The following is a 19,153-nucleotide window of genomic DNA, read 5'->3' as shown; positions in this document are numbered from 1 at the left end:
GCGGACACCCGTCGTGATCCCACCGTGACCTGGCGTCGTTACGCTTGACGGATGCTGGAGCTGACATGGGACTGATCAGAGACGGTCGTCGTGCCATCACGCTCGCCAAGGACCTGCTCGCCAACCGCCGGGCCAGAGCCGTCCTCGCGGCGCAGATGCAGGCGGCTCCCGTGATCGAGCCGGGGCGCTACAAGGTGGCCGTGTATTTCGCGGACGGCGCGGTCAACATGTACCAGATCCGTCAGTGGTACCGCCCGCTCGCCGAGTTGTCCGAGCGGTGGCCCGTCCTGATCCTCAGCCGGGGAGCGACCGCAGCGGCGAAACTCTTCGAGGAGTCGCCGATCCCGACGGCCTATGTCCGGACGGTCGTCGCCCTCGAGCGCACGCTGGCCGAACAGGACATCCGGGTCGTGCTGTACGTCAACCAGAACGCCAAGAACTTCCAGATGTTCCGCTACGGCTCCCGTTGGCACGTCTTCGTCAACCATGGCGAGAGCGACAAGATGTACATGACCACGAACCAGTTCAAGGCCTACGACTACAGCCTCATCGCCGGCCAAGCGGCGAGGAACCGGCTGGAGCGGGTGCTCTGGGACTACGACTTCGACAAGCGCGCGATCATGATCGGCCGCCCGCAGGCCGACCACTATTCGGGCGAGCTGCCCTACACGCCCGATGAGCGGACCGTCGTCCTGTACGCGCCCACCTGGGAGGGCGACCGCGCGGCTGCGGCGTACGGTTCCATCGCGAGCCACGGCGTGGCCCTCGTCCGAGCACTCATCACGACCGGGCGGCACCGCGTCGTGTACCGCCCGCACCCGAGGAGCGGTGTCGTCGATCCGGCCTACGCGAGTGCGAACCGCGAGATCATGGCCGCGCTCCAGGAGGCGAACCGAGCGGACGCCTCGGCCCAGCACGTCGTCGACACGGGTGCCGACCTCGGTTGGCAGCTGGCGGCAGCGGACGCGGCCATCGTCGACATCTCCGCGATGGTCTACGACCGCCTCGCGAGCGGGAAGCCGCTCATGATCACCCGTCCCGTGAATCCGGAGGCGGAGATCGACACCGGAGGGTACCTCTCGGCGTGCGAATGGCTCGATGCCTCGGACGCAGCGGACATCGTCGACGGCGTCGACCGACTCCTCGGTGATCCCGAGACGGTCGCTCGACTGCAGCACTGGGTCGAGTACTACTTCGGCGACACGACGCCCGGGGTGACGACGGCGAGGTTCCACAGCGCCATCGAACATCTGATGTCGGAATGGGAACGGTTCGCCCTCGCGCACGCCGACGGCCGGCCGGAGCTCGACGAGCATGAGGACGACGAAGACGAGGATGACGACGACAGAGGACGCGCCTGACGCGCCCTGAGCCGTTGAGTCCGCGCCCAGGAGAACCGCGTAGGGTCGGGCAGGTGAATCCGTCCTCCGGGCGACTGGCCTCCCTCGACGGAGTCCGTGGCGTCGCCAGCGTCGTCGTGGTGCTCTACCACGTGTCGTTGCTCGCACGACCCTTCGCGACGGGCCGGATCTCGGAGCCCGCCTGGGACATCGCGACCGAGACACCGCTGAAGCTGCTCTTCGCCGGCACCGAGGCGGTGCAGGTGTTCTTCGTCCTGAGTGGTCTCGTCGTCGCGCTCCCGCTGTTGCGAGGCGGCGCGAGCTGGCCGGGGTTCTTCGCCGCGCGGTTCGTGCGGCTCTACCTCCCCGTGTGGGGATCGCTGCTGTTCGCCGCCGCGCTCATCCTGCTCATCCCGAGGGACCCGGCGTCGGTGACCACCGGTGAGTGGATCGCGAACGCGAACGCGACGAGTGTCGACCCGCTGCACCTCCTGACGGAGGCCACCCTGACACCGGCGAGTTACACCCTGGTGAACACCCTGTGGTCGCTGCGCTGGGAGCTGATCTTCACGCTCCTCCTCCCGATCGCCGTCCTGCTCGCTCGGTTGCTGCGCCGCTGGGCGTGGCCGGTCGCTGCGCTGATGTCCGTGATCATGGTGCTCGGACGGGTCGCGGGACTGGACGCCGCCGTGTACCTGCCGGCGTTCTTCATCGGTACGCTGATCGCCGTCCGGCTCGACGACCTCCGCGCCTGGGCTGCGGATCGGTCCCGCCCGCTGCAGTGGGCGATGCTGACGGCCGGCTCCGCACTCCTGCTCGTCGCGAGCTGGCTCTCCCGACCGTTCGTCGAGTCCTCCTCCACGCTGGGTCAGGCGCTCTGGGGTCTGTCGGGCGTGGGAGCGGCCGGCCTCATCGTCGTCGCCATCGGAAGCCCGTTCGCCCGGCGGCTCCTCGAGACTCCGCCCGTCCTCTGGCTCGGCAAGGTGTCGTTCAGCCTGTACCTCGTGCACGCCCCGATCCTGGCCACGCTCGCCTTCATGTTCGGCGACGAGCGCTGGTGGCTGGTCGGCATCGTGGGCGTGCCACTCAGCCTGCTGATCGCCGCCGGGTTCTTCCAGCTCGTCGAGCGTCCGTCCCATGGCCTGGCGCGCCGCGTCGGCCGAGGGGTGCAGACGGGGGTCGCGGCGGTGCGCTCCCGGATGCTCAGCCGACGCGAGGGACGAGCGCGTTCCGCTTCTTCCGACGAGCGGCCGCGTGCAACTCCTGAGCCCACCGACGGGTGACGGCTTCGTCGTCGTACTGCTCCGCGGTCGTTCTGGCGTTGCGACGCATCGCGTCGACCTCGGCTTCAGGAAGGGCGAGCAGGCGCTCGATGGCGGCCGACACGACGGCCGGTTCCGCGGACGGCACGAGGAACCCGTTCCAACCGTCGCGGACGATGTCGGCCGGCCCGTACGGCACGTCGACCACGATGGGAAGACACCCGGCTGCCATCGCCTCGATGAGCACGAGCGGGAAGCCCTCCGAGGTCGAGGTCATGACGAGGAACGAACCCGAGCCGAGCTGCTGCCGGGCGGAGCGGTCGTAGCCGTGGAGGACGACACGGTGCTCCGGGTCTTCGGCGATGAGGAGCGACTGCAGTTCGTCGAGCAGCTCGCCGCCGCCGTAGACGTCGAGCGTCGGGGGAGGCCCGTCCGTGGACGTGGCGGCGAGGACGGCGCGGATCGCGTGCGCCGGCCGCTTGCGAGCCGTGAGCGAGCCGAGGAACATCCCGCGGCTGCGAGGCCGAGGCGCGCGTGCGACCTCCGGGGCGACGAGTTCGCGCGAGTTCGGGATGACACTGAGCGAGGCGTGCTCGCCGAGCATGGTCGTCACGTCCGCGAGCTGTCGATCGCTGAGGAGCGCGACGAGGTCGAAGTCGTCGAGCGCCTCGAACACCGCTCGCCGCGACTCCCGCAGCCGGCCGTGTGGCCGTTCCGTGCCCTGGAGGTGCGAGGCGTGCACGACGTGCGCGGTGACGACGTTGCGCTTCCGGTAGCTCAGGACGAACGGGGCGATGGTCTTGCTGTCGACGATCATCCAGGCCGGTGCGCCCGCGGTGAGCGCGTCGAACCAGGCGCGGTACAGGGACCAGATGCGTCCCCAGGACCGGATGGGGCGACCCTGCTCGTCGCAGAGGACGACCGAGCGGCCGCCCTTCACGCCCCGTTCGCGCGTGTCGCGGCGGTCGGATAGGAGCAGGGTGCCGTCGGGTCGGTAGACGTCCACCTGCAGGATCTGACCCGAGTCGTCGTGTCGCTCGCGGCTGAGGACGGCGTCGCCGCGGCGTCGTTCGGTGCCGACCTCGTCGAGGGGGAGCGGGGTGAACCCGTGGCGCGCCAGGTCGAGGGAACCACCCGGCAGGGGGTTGTCGCGCAGCCAGTCCCAGAGGTTGACGACCCGGAGGCCGTCGATGAGGTCTCCGCGTGTGCGCAGCCGTGCCTCCAACTCCGGGTAGTCCGGTCGGTGGTCGAAGGTGAGGACGTCGACCGGGGTGTCGGCCAGTCTGATGAACGCGCGGGAGCGCTGGAGCATCGCCTCGGTCATGCCGCCGAAGTCGTCCGACAGGCCCCAGGTCACCGCGAAGTGGCGACCTTCCGGGAACGGCTTCTGGGGGCGGCGCAGGAAGGGAAGTCTCACCCTCCGACGGTACGCGATGGACCTGGAGGGATGCCGCATCCTGGGCGGCTCGGTCGGGACCGACCCGGAACCCGCCTCAGGCGGTCAGGGGTGTTGCTCGGTCCCGTCGCCGACGGCCGCATCGCCGCCTGACTCGATGGCCAGGTGCTTCCGGCGTCGGAACACCTGGTCGCGGATCTTCCCGATGCCGGACCGGCCGGAGACGGCCCGCATCCGTGGTTCGAGGTCGAGCGGGACGACGAAGGGCGCCGGTCCGAACGCCTGGCGGGCGGCACGGACGACCTGTCGGCCGAGCATGTGGTTGCCGATACCGCCGACGGCCGCTCCGACGCCGAAGGGGAGCGCCTTGCCGATGACGCCGGCGCTGCCGCTCGCCGCGAAGTGCTTCACGAAGCGCACCCGCAACTGGTCGGCGACGGGGCCCACGATCATCGACGGCAGGCCCTGGGTGATCGTCTGGCCCCAGAACGCCTGCCGTGGGACTCCCTTGCCGGCCGCCTGGGAACCGAAGTTGCGCAGGAGGTCGGTTCCGGCCTTGCCGAGCATCATGGTCATGACGAGCGCGCGGGATCGCATCGGATCCGCCAGGGCGATGCCGTGGACCTCGGTGACCGACTGGGCGAACAGGGCGGTCGCCTCGAGGAAACCCGCCGTCTCGACACCGGAGAGCGCCAGGGTCGTCGCCGTCCCGATCGCCGGGACCACAGCGGTCGCACCGACGGCGGCTCCCGTCGTCGTCACCGTCGTGAGGTACCGGCGTTCCAGGACGCGGATGAGCTGGTCGGCCGTCGCGTTCGGGTACATCCGCCGGATCGAGCGGATGTGCGCCACGACCACCGGTCGCTGGACCCACAGCAACCGGTCGAGCGCCCGCACCCATCCCGGCTCGGGCAACATGGGCTGCTGTGCTGCGGTGGTGGGGAACTGGGCGGGACCCGGAACGGGTCCCTGCTGCGGTCCGGTCATGACGACCTCCTCGTGGGCGGGGCGGCCAGTCTACGTCGACCCACTGCGGGTCGACTGACGCTTGCTGGCGGGGCTCAGCTGTTGTAGTCCGCGTTGTAGCGGTCGAGCACGTCGTCGATCGGGGCGTCGAGAACGAGCGCCCCCTTGTCGAGGTAGAGCCCCCTCGTGCAGAACCGCCTGAGGTCCTTCTCGTTGTGCGAGACGAAGAACAGGGTCCGCCCGCCCTCGAGGAGTTCCTCGATGCGCCGGTAGCACTTCTCGCGGAACGCCCGGTCGCCGACGGCGAGGACCTCGTCGACGAGGATGATCGGCTCTTCGAGCTGCGCGATCACCGCGAAGGCGATGCGCACCTTCATCCCGCTCGAGAGGTGCTTGTACGGGGTGTCGATGAAGTCCGCGATCTCGGCGAACGCGATGATGTCGTCGAACCGCCCGTCGATCTCGCGGCGGGACATGCCGTGGAGGCCGGCCGTCAGGTACACGTTGTCGCGGACCGTCAGGTCGTTGACGAAGCCTCCGGTGATTTCGATGAGCGGCGCGACACCCTCGCGGACGCCCACGGTGCCCTCATCGGGGAGGACGACACCGGCGACGAGCTTGAGCAGCGTCGACTTGCCTTGACCGTTCCGACCGACCACGCCGATCGCCTCGCCGGGGGCGACATCGAAGGAGACGTGGCGCAGGGGCCAGAACTCGCCCGGCTTCGAGCGGCGGTCACGTCCGGCGAAGAGGTCCTTGAAACTCCGCCGACCGCCACGGTTGCGCCGGAACCGGATACCTGCGTCGGCGACCGAGATCGCCGGCCGACCGGCGGTCGAGTTGCTTGTGGGCATCAGATCTCCTTCAGCACGGAGCGCTCGCAGCGCTTGAAGACGAGGAGACCGACCGCGAGGATGACGGCCGACATGGCGGCGGACACGCCCACGAGGTGCCAGTTGAGTTCCTGTGGGAAGAACGCGGAACGGTACAGCGCGAAGATGCCGCTGAGCGGGTTGAACGCCGCGAAGGGCTCGATCTTGTCGGGCAGTGCCGTCGTGCTGTAGATGATCGGCGTCGCGTAGAACATGAACCGCAGGACGAGCTTGACGGCTCGCTCGAGATCGCGGAAGAACACGACGAGCGGAGCGACGATCAGGCAGAGCCCGATGGTCAGGACGGCTTGGATGACGATGGCGAGCGGGAACAGCACGATGTCGAGGTTCACCTGGGCACCGCTGAAGATCGCGAATGCCGCGAGGACCGGAAGCGCCGCGAGGAACTCGATGCCCTTCGACAGCACGATCCGGTTCACCCAGATGGTCCGGGGGATCGTCGTCGAACGCACGAGCTTCGCCTCGCGCAGGAAGGCGCGCGTGCTGTCGGACACCGATCCGGTGAACCACATCCACGGCAGCAGGGCGGCGAGGAGGAACACGATGTACGGTTCCTCGCCGACGTCGCGCCGGAACACCTGTGTGAAGACGAACCAGTAGATCCCGCTCATGACGAGGGGGTCGAGGATTGACCACACGTAGCCGAGCGCGCTCGTCGAGTAGCGCACACGCAGGTCTCGGACGGTCAGGATCCAGAGCGCGTGGCGATACCTCGCCGAACGCGACATCCTTGGCCGCGTTTCAGCAGAAGAACTCACGTGACCAACCTTATCGAGGCGACGCAGGAACGCCGCCCGCGACGCTCAGCGTCGGGACGGCGTTCGTGTGTGATGTGGACGGGGCCCTCAGACGAAGAGGTTCGCGCGCTCGAGGTCCTCGGCGAAGTCGACCTCGACCGCGTAGAGGTCGGAGATGTCGACCGGCTCGACGAGCATGCCTTCGCGCTCGATGGCGAGCTCGATGCCGCGCTCGAAGTAGTCCTGGTCGCCGACCTTGGTCAGGTAGCGGTGCAGCATCGTCTTGTCCTGCGAGGAGATGTAGTTGATGCCCACGGCCTCGCCCAGCCCGCCGACGACGGTCTTCGAGAGCTCCTTGATGTAGCCCTCGGCGCTCGTCGTGTACTTGACCTCCTCGTCGGACACCTTGGAGGTGTTGACGGTCACGAAGGAACGGTCCTTGGCGATCATCGCGGCAGCGCGATCGAGGACGGCCGGGTCGAAGACGACGTCGCCGTTCATCCAGAGCACGCCGCCGGCCTGAGACGCGGCGAGGGCGCGCATGAGGCTCTTCGAGGTGTTGGTCTGGTCGTACTGCTCGTTGTAGACGAAGGAGGCGTCGGGGAAGGCCTCGATGATGTGCTCGAGCTTGTAGCCGACGACGATCGTCACCTTGGCGCTCGCTCCGAACGCGTGGCGGATGTTGTCGAACTGCTGCTGCATGATGGTGCGGCCGTCGCTGAGCTCGGTCAGGGGCTTGGGGAGCGAGCGGCCGAGACGGCTGCCCATCCCTGCGGCAAGGATCACTACCTGGGTGGTCACGTTGTTCTCCTCAGTGTGGGTATGGAATCACGCGGTGCCACGATGCTGTGGACGATTCACCGAGGATTAACCAAGACGTGCATTGAAAGACACTCCGTTATGCCAAAATACAGGCTAGCCGCGGTGAACTCCGTCTGTCAGAGGTTCCCAGGGTCCGTTGTCGTTTTGTGATCGACCACCCGGCGTTTACACAGCTTGGGGGAGATGTGTCAACCGTTCATCCTGAGACTCCGCTGTCCGCTGCGGCCGCCGCTGTTGGTAGGTTTGCTTGGTGACTTCCACGACTCCGCCAGATCCCGCTCAGCAGCCCGCGCCTGCCGACGGCACGTCGACGAGTCCGGGCACGCCGAACCCCGCCGACGCCGCTGGTGCACCTGCGCCGACGACCGCTTCCGACGATCAGGGCGCTGCGACGCCGACGGCACCGAAGCGCGCACCCCGCTCGACGACGCCTCGGGCTTCCGGAACGGCGAAGGCCCCGGCGAAGCGGCCGAGCACGCCCCGCACCCGCACCACGTCGGCGAACGAGACCTCGGGCGAGTCCGGGGACGCGACCACGCCGGCGCCCAAGACGACCACGGCACGCTCGACGACCGCTCGGACCTCGACGGCGAAGACCACGGCCACCAAGTCGACGACGGCGCGCACCACCGCCGCGAAGCGCACGCCCGCGAAGTCGGCAGCTACAGCCGGTGGTGCGGAGGGCACTGAGTCGGCCGAGACGACCACCGCCCCGAAGACGCCCAGGTCGACGACGGCGCGCCCCGCAGCCGCGAAGCCGGCGACCAAGGCCGCAGGCGCCAAGACGACCACCGCTCGGACCTCGACGACGAAGTCCACGACGGCCCGGACGCCGGCCAAGCGCACACCGGCGCGCACCAGCGCCGCGAAGCAGACCGAACAGACGGCAGCCGCGATCGCCGGCGTCCTCGACGAGGTCAGCGCACCGGGATCGGTCGACCGGGCGACGACGTCGGCCCCGTCCGAGCAGCCGTCCCCCGAGGTCGCCGACCGGATCGTGGTCGACGAGCCTCGGCCCGACGACACGCAGACCGCGACCCCGGCGAGCGCTTCGTCCACCGCCGAGCAGGCTGCGGACGACACGGCTCCGCAGACGACGCCGGCACCGTCGGCGTCCGTGTCGGTGGTGCCTCCGCAGGAGGAGGTCGTCGCTCCGGCGGCAGCCCCCAAGCGTCCTGTCGGTCGTCCCGCGGCGACCCCGCCGTCCGCCGCCACCTCCTCGCCCGAGGCGACGACGGCGCAGCGCACCGAGGCCGCCGCCGACGACGGTGCCCATCCCGTCGTCCTGTCGATCTCGGGACTCGTCAAGCAGTTCGGCGACACGGTCGCGGTCGACGGCGTCGACCTCGAGGTCCGCCGTGGCTCCTTCTACGGCATCGTCGGGCCCAACGGCGCCGGCAAGACCACCACGCTGTCCATGGTCACGGGTCTCCTCCGTCCCGACGCAGGGTCGATCACCGTCCAGGGCGTCGACGTCTGGCAGGATCCCGCCGAGGCCAAGCGGGCGATCGGTGTGCTGCCCGACCGGCTGCGGCTCTTCGACCGCCTGACCGGCAGCCAGCTCCTGTACTACTCCGGTGTCCTGCGGGGGCTCGACCCCGCGACCGTCAAGTCGCGGACCGCCGATCTGGCTCGTGCCTTCGGTCTCGACGACGCGCTCGGTCGTCTCGTCTCCGACTACTCGGCGGGCATGACGAAGAAGATCGCGCTGGCAGCCGCACTCATCCACTCGCCGCGGCTCCTCATCCTCGACGAGCCGTTCGAGTCGGTCGACCCGGTCTCCGCGGCGAACGTCATCGAGATCCTCCAGCGGTACGTCGCCAACGGCGGAACCGTCGTGCTCTCGAGCCACGGTATGGACTTCATTCAGCGCGTGTGCGATCACGTGGCCATCATCGTGCAGGGCAAGGTGCTGGCCGCCGGGTCCGTCGACGAGGTGCGCGGAACGGGCACGCTCGAGGAGCGGTTCGTCGAGCTCGCCGGGGGCCGCAAGTCGGCAGAGGGAATGGAATGGTTGCACAGCTTCTCCGACTGAAACTGCAGCTGACGCTCAACGCGTTCCGCCGCAGCCCCTGGCGACTGGTCGGGCTCGTCCTCGCGATCGCGGTCGGCGTGTGGATCGTCGTGCTCGCGAGCACCGGTCTCGTCGCGCTGCGCGGTGGCGATCCGGAGGTCACCCGCAACCTGCTCGTGCTGGCCGGATCGGCCGTCGTCCTGGGGTTCATCATCCTTCCGCTCGTCTTCGGTGTCGACGATCAGCTGGATCCTCGGGCGTTCTCGCTCTTCGGGCTGCCCAACCGCACCCTGTCGGCCGGCCTACTCGTGACAGCGCTCGTGTCGGTGCCGTCGCTCGTCCTCGCCGTCCTCGCGGCCTCGTCGGTGGTCACCTGGTCGCGGTCGCCGCTGCCCGCCGTCCTCGCCGTGGTCTCCGCGGTACTCGGCGTGCTGCTCTGCGCGCTCCTGGCCCGGATCGCCACTTCAATCTCCGCGAGCCTCCTTTCGACGCGTCGCGCCAAGGAGGTCATGGGTGTCCTCGGGCTGGTACTCATCATCGCCGTGGCCCCGGCGATCATCGCCCTCACCACCGTGGACTGGCAGCGCGACGGATTCGCCGTCCTCGGCCGGGTCGCTGACATCCTCAGTTGGACCCCGCTCGGCGCCGTCTGGTCGTTCCCCGGTGATGCCGCACTCGGCGGCATCGCGCCGGCGATCGTCAAGCTGCTGCTCACCGCGGCGACCATCGCCCTGCTCTGGTTCGCCTGGCAGGCGTTCGTCGCCCGACTGCTCGTGACGCCGGAGCGCCTCGGGACGGGCCGCGACAGCACCGGTCTGGGCTGGTTCGACCTGCTCCCCGGTTCCCCGTCCGGCGCCATCGCCGCTCGGAGCATGACCTACTGGCTGCGCGACCCGCGGTACCTCGTCTCCCTCGTGATCATCCCGATCGCGCCCTTCATCTTCTTCGTGCCCATGCTCGTCGCCGGCATCCCGATGAACGTCCTCGCTCTCGTCCCACTCCCGGTCGTGTGCTGGTTCCTCGGCTGGCTCCTGCACAACGACCTCGCCTTCGATTCGACCGCGGTCTGGCTGCACGTCGCCTCGGGGGTCCGCGGACGATCGGACCGGATCGGCCGGCTCTTCCCGGTGCTCCTCATCGGCATCCCGCTCATCGCGGTCGGGTCGACGCTGAGCATCCTGTTCTACGGCGACTGGGACGCCCTGCCGTCGATGATCGGCGTGAGCACGTGCCTGTTGTTCAGCGGTGCCGGTATCGCGAGCTTCGTGTCCGCGCGGTTCCCGTACCCGACGTCGCTTCCCGGCGACAGCCCGTTCCAGCAGCCGCAGGTGCCGGGCAGCAGCGGCATGTCCGCGCAGTTCCTGAGCCTGCTCGGTACGGTCCTGCTCACGATTCCCGCCGGCTGGTTGGCCGTGCTCGGGCTCACCGGTGAGCCGAACTGGAACTTCGGGGCTCTCGCGGTCGGTGCGGGCACGGGCATCCTGGTCCTCGTGATCGGGATCTTCGCCGGCGGTCGCGTCTTCGACCGCCGCAGCCCCGAGATCGTCGGCTTCGCCAGCTCGCACTGACCAGCCGCCCGCGACCGGATCCGCCCGCAGGAGACCCGGGTGCCGTCCGGCGGTACCATGGAGCCATGGCGCAGCATGACAGCACGAAGCAGCAGATGAGCACGATCGATCCCGGTGGCACGCCCGACGGTGGGAGCACGGCGATCATGGATCGTGAGCTCGAGGAGTTGATCGAGAGCGAGAACATCGAGCCCGGCGATCACGAGCGCTTCTCGCACTACGTCAAGAAGGAGAAGATCCTCGAATCGGCGTTGAGCGGCAAGCCGGTGAAGGCGCTCTGCGGCAAGAAGTGGACGCCGGGTCGCGACCCCGAGAAGTTCCCGATCTGCCCGGCCTGCAAGGAGATCTACGAGAAGCTCCTCCGCGACTGACGTTGGAGCGCACCGCGACCGACGCTGAGACGCGTCGCCGCGGTCAGCCTTCGAGGTAGACGGTCGGGAGCACGGGGTCGCCGCGGGTGAGGCTGACGGCCCGGGGTGGCAGTTCCCCCACCGCCTGTGCCCGGTGTTCCCTCGCCTGGCGCGTCCCAGCGGCGCCGAGGTACTGCTCGTCCACGAGTCCGCCTTCGACGAGCTGGACCATCAGGGAGCGTTCCGAGGCGGCGTCGGCCGCACCCTCGTGTTCGCCGGCAGGACCGTCGCCGAGGTAGATGCGCTCCTCGCGGGCGACCCCGTGCCGGTCGTAGGCGCGCGCAGCGGTCTTGCGGCCGCCGACGGTCGCCTTCTCGGCCGACTTCTTCGCGACGCTGATCCAGTCGCCCTGGTCGTCACGGTGCGCCACGAGCTTGTAGACCATGCCCATGGCGGGGGATCCGGAGCCGGTGACCACGGAGGTGCCGACGCCGTAGGAGTCGACCGGGGACGCGGCCAAGGCAGCGACGGCGTGCTCGTCGAGGTCGTTGGTGACGGTGATGCGGGTCGACGTGGCGCCGAGCTCGTCGAGGAGGCGGCGGACCTGGTCGACGACGATCGGCAGATCGCCGGAGTCGATGCGCACGGCTCCCAGCTCCGGGCCGGCGAGGCGGACGCCGAGTCGCACGGCCTCCTCGATGTCGTAGGTGTCGACGAGCAGCGTGGTCCCGGCGCCCATCGTGTCGATCTGGGCTCGGAAGGCGTCCTCCTCGGAGTCGTGCAGGAGGGTGAAGGAGTGCGCGGCCGTCCCCATCGTCGGGATGCCCCAGCTGCGTCCGGCCTCGAGGTTCGAGGTGGCGCTGAAGCCGGCGATGTACGCTGCCCGGGCTGCGGCGATGGCCGACCGCTCGCCCGTCCGACGGGAGCCCATCTCGGCCAGGGGGCGGCTGCCCGCCGCTGAGGTCATGCGCGCGGCAGCCGTGGCGACGGCGCTGTCGTAGTTGAACACGCTGAGCGCCAGGGTCTCGAGGATGACGGCTTCGGCGAACGTGCCCTCCACGACCAGGATCGGCGAACCGGGGAAGAAGGCCTCGCCCTCGCGGTAGCCCCAGATCGATCCCGAGAAGCGGTAGTCGGCGAGCCAGTCGAGCGCTGTCGTGCTGACGACGCCCTCTTCGCGCAGCCACTCGAGTTCCGATTCACCGAAGCGGAAGTGCTTGAGCAGTTCGAGGAACCGGCCGGTGCCGGCCACGACGCCGTAGCGGCGGCCGCCGGAGAGGCGTCTGGCGAACAGCTCGAACAGACACTCCCGATCCGCGGTGCCGCGGTGGAGGGCGGCGTCCAGCATCGTGAGTTCGTATCGGTCGGTGAGGAGAGCTGAGGACTCGTGCACCCGTTCAGCCTAGCCGCGAGCGTGCTCGGAACGTGGTGATCGGTCGGTCAGCGACGTCCATCGGCAGGGGCGGTAGGCTGGGTCATCGTGAACGACGCACCCATCGGCATCTTCGACTCCGGCGTCGGTGGACTCACGGTGGCGAGAGCGGTCAGCGACCAGCTCCCCGCCGAGTCCGTGATCTACATCGGCGACACGGCCCACTCGCCCTACGGCCCGAAGCCCATCGCCGACGTGCGGCGCTACTCGCTCGAGGTCCTCGACTCGCTCGTCGACCAGGGCGTGAAGATGCTGGTGATCGCCTGCAACACCGCATCGGCGGCGATGCTCCGCGATGCACGCGAACGCTACTCGGTCCCCGTGGTCGAGGTGATCCAGCCCGCTGTGCGGACCGCGGTCCGGAGCACGAGGAACGGGCGCATCGGCGTCATCGGGACCGAGGGCACGATCAACTCGCGGGCGTATCAGGACCTCTTCGAGGTCAATCCCGAGCTGACGGTGTTCGGCCAGGCCTGCCCTCGCTTCGTGGAGTTCGTGGAGGCCGGCGTCACGACCGGCCCCGACCTCCTCGAGGCCGCGGAGGAGTACCTGGCCCCGCTCCGGCACGCCGGCGTCGACACCGTCGTCCTCGGATGCACCCACTACCCCTTCCTCAAGGGCGCGATCAGCTACGTGATGGGTCCGCAGGTGTCGCTCGTCTCGAGCGACACCGAGACGGCGAACGACGTCTACCGCGTGCTCGTCACCCGTGACCTGCTGCGCGACAGCAGCGAACCTGCCACCCACCGGTACGAGGCGACCGGGAGCAGTGCCGACGACTTCATCGCCCTCGCCAACCGTCTGATGGGCCGGGAGATCTCCACCGTCTCGCTCGTCCAGACCGGCGTCATCGACCTTCCATCCCACCAGTTCGAGGAGCACATCCATGAGTGACATCGCGCGCGCCGACGGCCGCACCAACGACCAGCTGCGTCCCATCACGATCGAGCGCGGCTGGAGCGAGCAGGCCGAGGGTTCGGCACTCATCAGCTTCGGCCGGACGAAGGTGCTCTGCACGGCCTCGTTCACCAATGGCGTGCCGCGCTGGCTGAACGGCAAGGGTCGCGGCTGGGTCACCGCGGAGTACGCGATGCTTCCCCGTTCCACCAACGAGCGGATGGACCGTGAAGCGGTCAAGGGCAAGATCGGCGGTCGTACCCACGAGATCTCGCGACTCATCGGTCGGAGCCTCCGCGCCGTGATCGACACCAAGGCCCTCGGCGAGAACACGATCGTCATCGACTGCGACGTCCTGCAGGCGGACGGTGGCACCCGCACAGCGGCGATCACCGGCGCCTACGTCGCCCTCGCCGACGCGATCGAGTGGGCGCGCGGCAAGAAGTTCATCTCGCAGAAGGCGTCTCCCCTCACCGACAGCGTCTCGGCCGTCTCGGTCGGGATCATCGACGGTGTGCCCATGCTCGACCTCGCCTACGTCGAGGATGTGCGCGCCGAGACCGACATGAACGTCGTCGTCACCGGCGGCGGATCGTTCGTCGAAGTGCAGGGGACGGCCGAGGGCGCCCCGTTCGACCGCCGCGAACTCGACTCCCTGCTCGACCTCGCCGTCGGTGGCGCTGCGTCGCTCAAGGCCATCCAGTTCGAGGCCCTCGGACGCTGATGGTCGTCGAGATCGTCCTCGCGACGCACAACCAGCACAAGGTCGAGGAGTTCCAGCGGCTCGTCAGCCGCGACGTCCCCGGGATCACTGTCCTCGCCTACGACGGCCCGGAGCCCGTCGAGGACGGCACGACCTTCAGCGAGAACGCGTTGATCAAGGCGCGGGTCGCCGCAGCCCACACCGGCTCCATCGCGCTCGCCGACGACTCCGGCATCGGCGTCGAGATCCTGGGTGGATCGCCGGGTATCTTCTCGGCGCGCTGGGCCGGCTCGCAGCACGACTCGACCGCGAATCTCGCCCTCCTCCTCGATCAGCTACGGGACGTGCACGAGGAGCATCGTGCCGCCTGGTTCGCCTGCCACCTCGCCCTCGTGGTGCCGCCGGGGATCGATGGGACGGAGCCGTTCGAGCACGTCGCCGTCGGCACCTGGCGCGGAGCCCTCGCGACGGAGCCGAGCGGGACCAACGGCTTCGGGTACGACCCGGCGTTCATCCCGGACGGCGAGCGTCGGACGGCGGCGGAGCTGTCACCGGCTGAGAAGAACGAGCTGAGCCACCGCGCACTCGCCTTCCGGGCGCTCGTCCCGGTGCTGCAGCGGCTCGTGCCCGAGGGGCCCGCGTCGACCGCCAGCTGAGCATGATACTCAGGACCATTCCTATCTCGGCATGAACCCTTCCGCGGGCGCTGGGAAGCTCCTACGGTTGATGCATCATGGGTCACGATCACGCACACGCCGGCACCGCCAACCGCAGGAGACTCGCGGTGGCGATCGCCATCATCGCGACCGTCCTCGTGGTCGAACTCGTCGGCGCCTGGGTGAGTGGTTCGCTGTCCCTCCTCGCCGACGCCGGGCACATGCTGTCCGACCTCACCGGGCTGATCATCGCGCTCGTCGCCACGATCGTCGCCGCCCGCCCGGCCACCGACCGCCAGACCTTCGGGTATCAGCGCGCGGAGGTGTTCGGAGCGCTCATCAACGCGCTCATCCTGATCGCCGTCGCGGTGTCGGTCCTCATCGAGGGCGTGTCCCGCCTCCTCGAGCCGGCGGACGCGGAGGTCAAGAGCCTTCCGATGTTGATCGTCGCCGTCATCGGTCTCGTGGCGAACCTCGCCGCCCTCCAGGTGCTGCGCGGCGGCCGTGACACGTCGATCAACATGCGCGGTGCGTACCTCGAGGTCCTCGGCGACCTCCTCGGTTCGATCGCCGTGATCATCGCCGCGGTGGTCATCATGGCGACGGGTTTCGCTCAGGCCGATGCCATCGCGTCGCTCGCGATCGCCGCGATGATCGTGCCGCGGGCGTGGTCGTTGCTCCGCGACGTCGTCCACGTCCTCAGCGAGTCCGCACCGTCCGACACGGACGTGCAGGAGATCAGGGACCACCTGCTCGGCACCGACGGCGTCGTCGCCGTTCACGACGTCCACGTCTGGCAGATCACGTCCGGACAGCCGGTCTTCTCAGCACACGTCGTCGTCGAGCAGGAGGTGTTCGCCGATGGTGGCACGGGGGAGCTGCTCGACCGTCTCGGTTCGTGCCTCCACGACCACTTCGACGTCGAGCACTCGACGTTCCAGCTGGAACCCGAGGAGCACGCCTCTCACGAGGAGTCCCACCACCGCTGACGTGCGGGGCGGGCCCGGCTGTCGCGACCGCTCGTGCGAGCGGCGCCACCGGTGATCAGACCGTGTCGTTCCCGCGGTCGCGCTTGAAGACGTCCTGGTCGGCGAGCTTCGAAGCCGCAGCCCGACGCTCCTCCTCGGTGATGGTGCCCTGCAGCGCCTTCGCCTTCCGGCTCGACTGGATGTAGTGCCAGGTGGTCGGGATGAGGGTGAGGACGACGGCTCCGATCAGGATGACGTCGATGTAGTTCTGCACGAAGGTGGCGACCGGGGGGATGTACCCGAGCAGGTAGCCGAAGAAGGTGAGCCCGGCGCCCCAGATGAGCGCGCCGATGAGGTTGTAGAGCGAGTACTTCTTGTAGTTCATGTGGCCGATGCCGGCCGCCACCGGGGCGAAGGTCCGGACGATCGGGACGAAGCGCGCCAGGATGACCGCGAGGGCGCCGAAGCGCTCGAAGAAGGCGTTCGTCCGTTCGACGTTCTTGATGCTGAAGAGGCCGGACTCCTTGCGTTCGAACACCTTCGGCCCGAGCTTGTGCCCGATGAGGTATCCGACCTCGCCGCCGAGGAACGCCGAGAACCCGATCGCGAGGCAGACCCACCAGATGTCGATCTCGATGACGCGGGCGGAGCCGAACGCGAGGAGACCGGTGATGACGAGCAGGGTGTCGCCGGGGAGCAGGAATCCGACGAGGAGGCCGGTCTCGGCGAAGACGATCGCGCAGACCACGACGAGGGCCCAGGGACCGACGGCCGTGATGATGCCCTCCGGGTCGAGCCAGGGAATGAGGGCGGTGTGGACCATGCGGAGCTCCTGCTGTCGGGGGAGGGATGGAACGGCGTACGACGATGTCGCGTGCGGGAGAAGGGACTTGAACCCTCACGCTCGAAAGCACAGGAACCTAAATCCTGCGTGTCTGCCAATTCCACCACTCCCGCGGCCCGCTCAGTCTACGGGAGCGAGGTCGGGAACGTCCTGAGCTTCGGGGATGAGCCGCGGCCAGCGGAGCCCGGGTCGGCCCGTGTATGCTCGGCTCCATGCGAACGACGTGTGCAACGAGCTGGTGGCCCGCCTCCTAGGCGGACCGCGCACGTGCACACACGACGACTCGACCGCCTGACAGGGCGGTCGTTCTCGTTCGGAGGCCCTGTCGGATCGGTCCCAGCCTGAGGACACCACCATGACCACCCTGCTCCACCGCGTGCTGCACGCCGGCCCCGACTTCCCCTTCGCGGTGCTCCGCCGACACGGCAGCGACACCGTCGACCTCTACACGGGCGAGGTCGTCGACGTCGAGTCGCTCGCCGACATCCCGCTCGGATCCGCCGGCGACGACCACCAGCCCGAGGTTCTCACCCTCGTGCCCTACCGCCAGGTGCGCGAGCGCGGTTTCGCGGCGATGGACGACGGTGCCCCTCTGCGCTGCCTCGTGGTGAGCGAGCGCGAGACGGTGACGCTCGCCGAGCTGCTCGACCGACTCCCCGCCGACGCGGTCCCGCTGGTCGACGGCGGGTTCGACGTCTCCGACGAGGACTACGCGTCGATCGTGCGCCGCGTCATCGAGGATGAGATCGGACGCGGCGAGGGCGCCAACTTCGTCATCCGCCGCGAGTTCACCGCGACGACCGAGGTACCGGCCGAGCGCGCCGTCCTCGCCTGGTTGCGGGCGCTCCTGTCGGGGGAGACCGGTGCCTACTGGACCTTCGCCGTGCACACGCCGGGCGTCTCGATGGCCGGTGCGACGCCCGAGCGCCACGTCGCGGTCGCCCGCGACGCGTCGACCGGTGAACGCACCGTCACCATGAACCCCATCAGCGGCACCTTCCGCCACCCGCGCTCCGGCGCGACCGGCGACGACTTCCGCGCGTTCCTCGGCGACGTCAAGGAGACGGAAGAGCTCTTCATGGTCGTCGACGAGGAGATGAAGATGATGAGCCGGGTGTGTGCCTCCGGTGGACGCATCCTCGGCCCCTACGTCAAGCAGATGTCGCGCCTCACCCACACCGAGTACCTGCTCGCCGGGACGAGCGAACTCGACGTCCGCGAGGTCCTGCGGTTGACGATGTTCGCACCGACGGTCACCGGCTCGCCCATGCAGAACGCGTGTTCGGTCATCGCCCGCCATGAGCGGAACGCGCGCGGCTACTACTCCGGCGTGCTCGCGCTGTTCACCCCGGTGGGCGACGGCGACTACGAACTCGACGCACCGATCCTCATCCGTACCGCCTACGTCGACGACGCCGGTCTCGTCCGCGTTCCCGCCGGTGCGACGCTCGTCCGTCACTCGGATCCCGAGTCGGAGGTCGCCGAGACGGCGGCGAAGGCGGCCGGCGTGCTGACTGCGCTCGGCGTCATGGCACCCGCCGAACTCGGCCCGACCGTCGACCTCGCGGCGGAACCCGGAGTGCAGGACGCGCTCCGAGCGCGGAACGAGCGGTTGGCGTCCTTCTGGTTGCAGCCGCAGCACCCGGCGCCCGTCGGTTCACTGTCGGGCCGTACCGCGGTCATCGTCGACGCCGAGGACGAGTTCACCGCGATGCTCGCCCACCAGCTGCGCCACTTCGGGATGACTGTCAGCGTGGAGCACTGGTCGGCGGTGACCGACGCGCTCGTGGACGTCGACCTCCTCGTCGCCGGCCCGGGTCCAGGCGACCCGCTCGACCTCGCCGACCCGCGGGTCCGCCGGATGCACGAGATCGTATCCGCGCGTCTCGCCGCCGGAGCGCCGCTGCTCGCCGTCTGCTTGAGCCATCAGGTGCTGGCGATCCAGCTCGGGCTGCCGATCGAACGCCTCGACGCGCCACGACAGGGGCTGCAGCTCGACCTCGACCTCTTCGGTGAGCAGTCGCTGATCGGGTTCTACAACACCTTCACCGCACGGCTGGCGGGTGAGGCTCCGGTCGGTGGGGTCGAGATCGCCGCCGATGCGGCGTCCGGCGACGTGTTCGCGATGCGTGGTCGTGGGTTCGCGTCGGTCCAGGGGCACCTCGAGTCGGTGCTGTCGCGCGACGGGCTCCGGACCCTCGGCTCGCTCGCGGGCCACGCGCTCGCGGGTGTCGCATCAGGGCGATCGGCTGCTGCCGTCGGCTCCTGAACGTCATGCACCGCCTGGACGGTCGGTGATGCCGAC

At 69.1% G+C, this 19,153-nt stretch carries 17 protein-coding genes and 1 tRNA gene; 10 read left to right on the top strand and 8 right to left on the bottom strand.

Annotated elements, in window-relative coordinates; all coding sequences use genetic code 11:
- The first annotated feature begins 65 nt into the window (after window positions 1–65).
- Together ACZZZB_RS02915 and ACZZZB_RS02910 are read left to right on the top strand one after the other, a co-directional pair.
- A complete protein-coding gene (locus tag ACZZZB_RS02915; RefSeq protein ID WP_463528965.1) occupies window positions 66–1,361 on the top strand; it encodes a CDP-glycerol glycerophosphotransferase family protein in 1,296 nt (431 codons plus the stop codon).
- A gap of 53 nt (window positions 1,362–1,414) precedes the next feature.
- Window positions 1,415–2,623: an acyltransferase family protein gene (locus ACZZZB_RS02910; protein WP_137241937.1), complete on the top strand. Its 1,209-nt coding sequence runs from the start codon at window positions 1,415–1,417 to the stop codon at window positions 2,621–2,623.
- On the opposite strand, the gene ACZZZB_RS02905 is transcribed toward ACZZZB_RS02910, so the two are convergent.
- The 5 genes from ACZZZB_RS02905 to ACZZZB_RS02885 all read right to left on the bottom strand — a co-directional run bounded on the left by ACZZZB_RS02905 (window position 2,544) and on the right by ACZZZB_RS02885 (window position 7,395).
- Window positions 2,544–4,019 carry a glycosyltransferase gene (locus ACZZZB_RS02905; protein WP_463528964.1) on the bottom strand — a complete coding sequence of 492 codons (1,476 nt, stop codon included), beginning with the start codon at window positions 4,017–4,019 and terminating at the stop codon, window positions 2,544–2,546. The two genes, ACZZZB_RS02910 and ACZZZB_RS02905, sit on opposite strands and share 80 nt — an antisense overlap.
- Before the next feature lie 84 nt (window positions 4,020–4,103).
- A complete protein-coding gene (locus ACZZZB_RS02900) occupies window positions 4,104–4,985 on the bottom strand; it encodes a hypothetical protein (RefSeq protein ID WP_161578532.1) in 882 nt (293 codons plus the stop codon).
- A 74-nt stretch (window positions 4,986–5,059) separates the two neighbouring features.
- Complete coding sequence (locus ACZZZB_RS02895; protein ID WP_191940812.1) at window positions 5,060–5,818, bottom strand: ABC transporter ATP-binding protein; 759 nt, start codon at window positions 5,816–5,818, stop codon at window positions 5,060–5,062.
- Window positions 5,818–6,585, bottom strand: a complete 768-nt coding sequence (locus ACZZZB_RS02890) for an ABC transporter permease (protein WP_085510553.1) — start codon at window positions 6,583–6,585, stop codon at window positions 5,818–5,820. Before ACZZZB_RS02890 ends, ACZZZB_RS02895 begins: the two co-directional genes overlap by 1 nt.
- Window positions 6,586–6,702: 117 nt before the next feature.
- Window positions 6,703–7,395: a phosphocholine cytidylyltransferase family protein gene (locus ACZZZB_RS02885; protein ID WP_202938701.1), complete on the bottom strand. Its 693-nt coding sequence runs from the start codon at window positions 7,393–7,395 to the stop codon at window positions 6,703–6,705.
- A 271-nt stretch (window positions 7,396–7,666) separates the two neighbouring features.
- On the opposite strand from ACZZZB_RS02885, the gene ACZZZB_RS02880 reads away from it, so the two are divergent.
- From ACZZZB_RS02880 to ACZZZB_RS02870, 3 genes are all read left to right on the top strand, one after another.
- The gene (locus ACZZZB_RS02880) at window positions 7,667–9,451 is read left to right on the top strand and encodes an ATP-binding cassette domain-containing protein (protein WP_307783476.1); all 1,785 of its coding nucleotides are present in this window, start codon (window positions 7,667–7,669) and stop codon (window positions 9,449–9,451) included.
- Window positions 9,427–10,998, top strand: a complete 1,572-nt coding sequence (locus ACZZZB_RS02875; protein ID WP_137241934.1) for a hypothetical protein — start codon at window positions 9,427–9,429, stop codon at window positions 10,996–10,998. The genes ACZZZB_RS02880 and ACZZZB_RS02875 overlap by 25 nt, the downstream gene beginning before the upstream one ends.
- A gap of 95 nt (window positions 10,999–11,093) precedes the next feature.
- Window positions 11,094–11,369 carry a DUF3039 domain-containing protein gene (locus ACZZZB_RS02870; protein WP_064296346.1) on the top strand — a complete coding sequence of 92 codons (276 nt, stop codon included), beginning with the start codon at window positions 11,094–11,096 and terminating at the stop codon, window positions 11,367–11,369.
- Between the two features lie 43 nt (window positions 11,370–11,412).
- On the opposite strand, the gene ACZZZB_RS02865 is transcribed toward ACZZZB_RS02870, so the two are convergent.
- Entirely contained in the window at window positions 11,413–12,741 is a 1,329-nt protein-coding gene (locus ACZZZB_RS02865) for a nicotinate phosphoribosyltransferase (protein WP_202938702.1), read from the bottom strand.
- A gap of 87 nt (window positions 12,742–12,828) precedes the next feature.
- On the opposite strand from ACZZZB_RS02865, the gene murI reads away from it, so the two are divergent.
- From murI to ACZZZB_RS02845, 4 genes are all read left to right on the top strand, one after another.
- The gene (gene murI, locus ACZZZB_RS02860) at window positions 12,829–13,674 is read left to right on the top strand and encodes a glutamate racemase (RefSeq protein ID WP_071260977.1); all 846 of its coding nucleotides are present in this window, start codon (window positions 12,829–12,831) and stop codon (window positions 13,672–13,674) included.
- The gene (rph, locus tag ACZZZB_RS02855) at window positions 13,667–14,401 is read left to right on the top strand and encodes a ribonuclease PH (RefSeq protein ID WP_064296204.1); all 735 of its coding nucleotides are present in this window, start codon (window positions 13,667–13,669) and stop codon (window positions 14,399–14,401) included. Before murI ends, rph begins: the two co-directional genes overlap by 8 nt.
- Window positions 14,401–15,036 carry an RdgB/HAM1 family non-canonical purine NTP pyrophosphatase gene (gene rdgB, locus ACZZZB_RS02850; protein ID WP_202938703.1) on the top strand — a complete coding sequence of 212 codons (636 nt, stop codon included), beginning with the start codon at window positions 14,401–14,403 and terminating at the stop codon, window positions 15,034–15,036. The genes rph and rdgB overlap by 1 nt, the downstream gene beginning before the upstream one ends.
- A gap of 77 nt (window positions 15,037–15,113) precedes the next feature.
- Window positions 15,114–16,025, top strand: a complete 912-nt coding sequence (locus tag ACZZZB_RS02845) for a cation diffusion facilitator family transporter (RefSeq protein ID WP_137241930.1) — start codon at window positions 15,114–15,116, stop codon at window positions 16,023–16,025.
- A gap of 55 nt (window positions 16,026–16,080) precedes the next feature.
- Here the strand turns inward: ACZZZB_RS02845 and ACZZZB_RS02840 are convergent, their stop codons facing one another.
- Together ACZZZB_RS02840 and ACZZZB_RS02835 are read right to left on the bottom strand one after the other, a co-directional pair.
- Entirely contained in the window at window positions 16,081–16,827 is a 747-nt protein-coding gene (locus ACZZZB_RS02840) for a DedA family protein (RefSeq protein WP_064296207.1), read from the bottom strand.
- A gap of 52 nt (window positions 16,828–16,879) precedes the next feature.
- Window positions 16,880–16,961 (bottom strand) — tRNA-Leu (locus ACZZZB_RS02835).
- 242 nt (window positions 16,962–17,203) lie between these two features.
- Here ACZZZB_RS02835 and ACZZZB_RS02830 point away from each other — a divergent pair.
- Window positions 17,204–19,117 (top strand): anthranilate synthase family protein, encoded by a 1,914-nt coding sequence (locus tag ACZZZB_RS02830; protein ID WP_202938705.1) that lies wholly within the window; start codon window positions 17,204–17,206, stop codon window positions 19,115–19,117.
- Window positions 19,118–19,153: the final 36 nt, after the last annotated feature.

It is taken from the genome of Plantibacter sp. AC185, assembly GCF_979258065.1.
This window is presented reverse-complemented; position numbering and strand designations above follow the sequence as displayed.

What these genes read in the sequence shown, in the direction of transcription:
- ACZZZB_RS02870 (WP_064296346.1), top strand. Translation starts at nt 11,094, where the DNA reads ATGAGCACGATCGATCCCGGTGGCACGCCCGACGGTGGGAGCACGGCG.
- ACZZZB_RS02830 (WP_202938705.1), top strand. Translation starts at nt 17,204, where the DNA reads ATGACCACCCTGCTCCACCGCGTGCTGCACGCCGGCCCCGACTTCCCC.
- ACZZZB_RS02915 (WP_463528965.1), top strand. Translation starts at nt 66, where the DNA reads ATGGGACTGATCAGAGACGGTCGTCGTGCCATCACGCTCGCCAAGGAC.
- ACZZZB_RS02875 (WP_137241934.1), top strand. Translation starts at nt 9,427, where the DNA reads ATGGTTGCACAGCTTCTCCGACTGAAACTGCAGCTGACGCTCAACGCG.
- rdgB (WP_202938703.1), top strand. Translation starts at nt 14,401, where the DNA reads ATGGTCGTCGAGATCGTCCTCGCGACGCACAACCAGCACAAGGTCGAG.
- ACZZZB_RS02895 (WP_191940812.1), bottom strand. Translation starts at nt 5,818, where the DNA reads ATGCCCACAAGCAACTCGACCGCCGGTCGGCCGGCGATCTCGGTCGCC.
- ACZZZB_RS02890 (WP_085510553.1), bottom strand. Translation starts at nt 6,585, where the DNA reads ATGTCGCGTTCGGCGAGGTATCGCCACGCGCTCTGGATCCTGACCGTC.
- rph (WP_064296204.1), top strand. Translation starts at nt 13,667, where the DNA reads ATGAGTGACATCGCGCGCGCCGACGGCCGCACCAACGACCAGCTGCGT.
- ACZZZB_RS02900 (WP_161578532.1), bottom strand. Translation starts at nt 4,985, where the DNA reads ATGACCGGACCGCAGCAGGGACCCGTTCCGGGTCCCGCCCAGTTCCCC.
- ACZZZB_RS02840 (WP_064296207.1), bottom strand. Translation starts at nt 16,827, where the DNA reads ATGGTCCACACCGCCCTCATTCCCTGGCTCGACCCGGAGGGCATCATC.
- ACZZZB_RS02845 (WP_137241930.1), top strand. Translation starts at nt 15,114, where the DNA reads ATGGGTCACGATCACGCACACGCCGGCACCGCCAACCGCAGGAGACTC.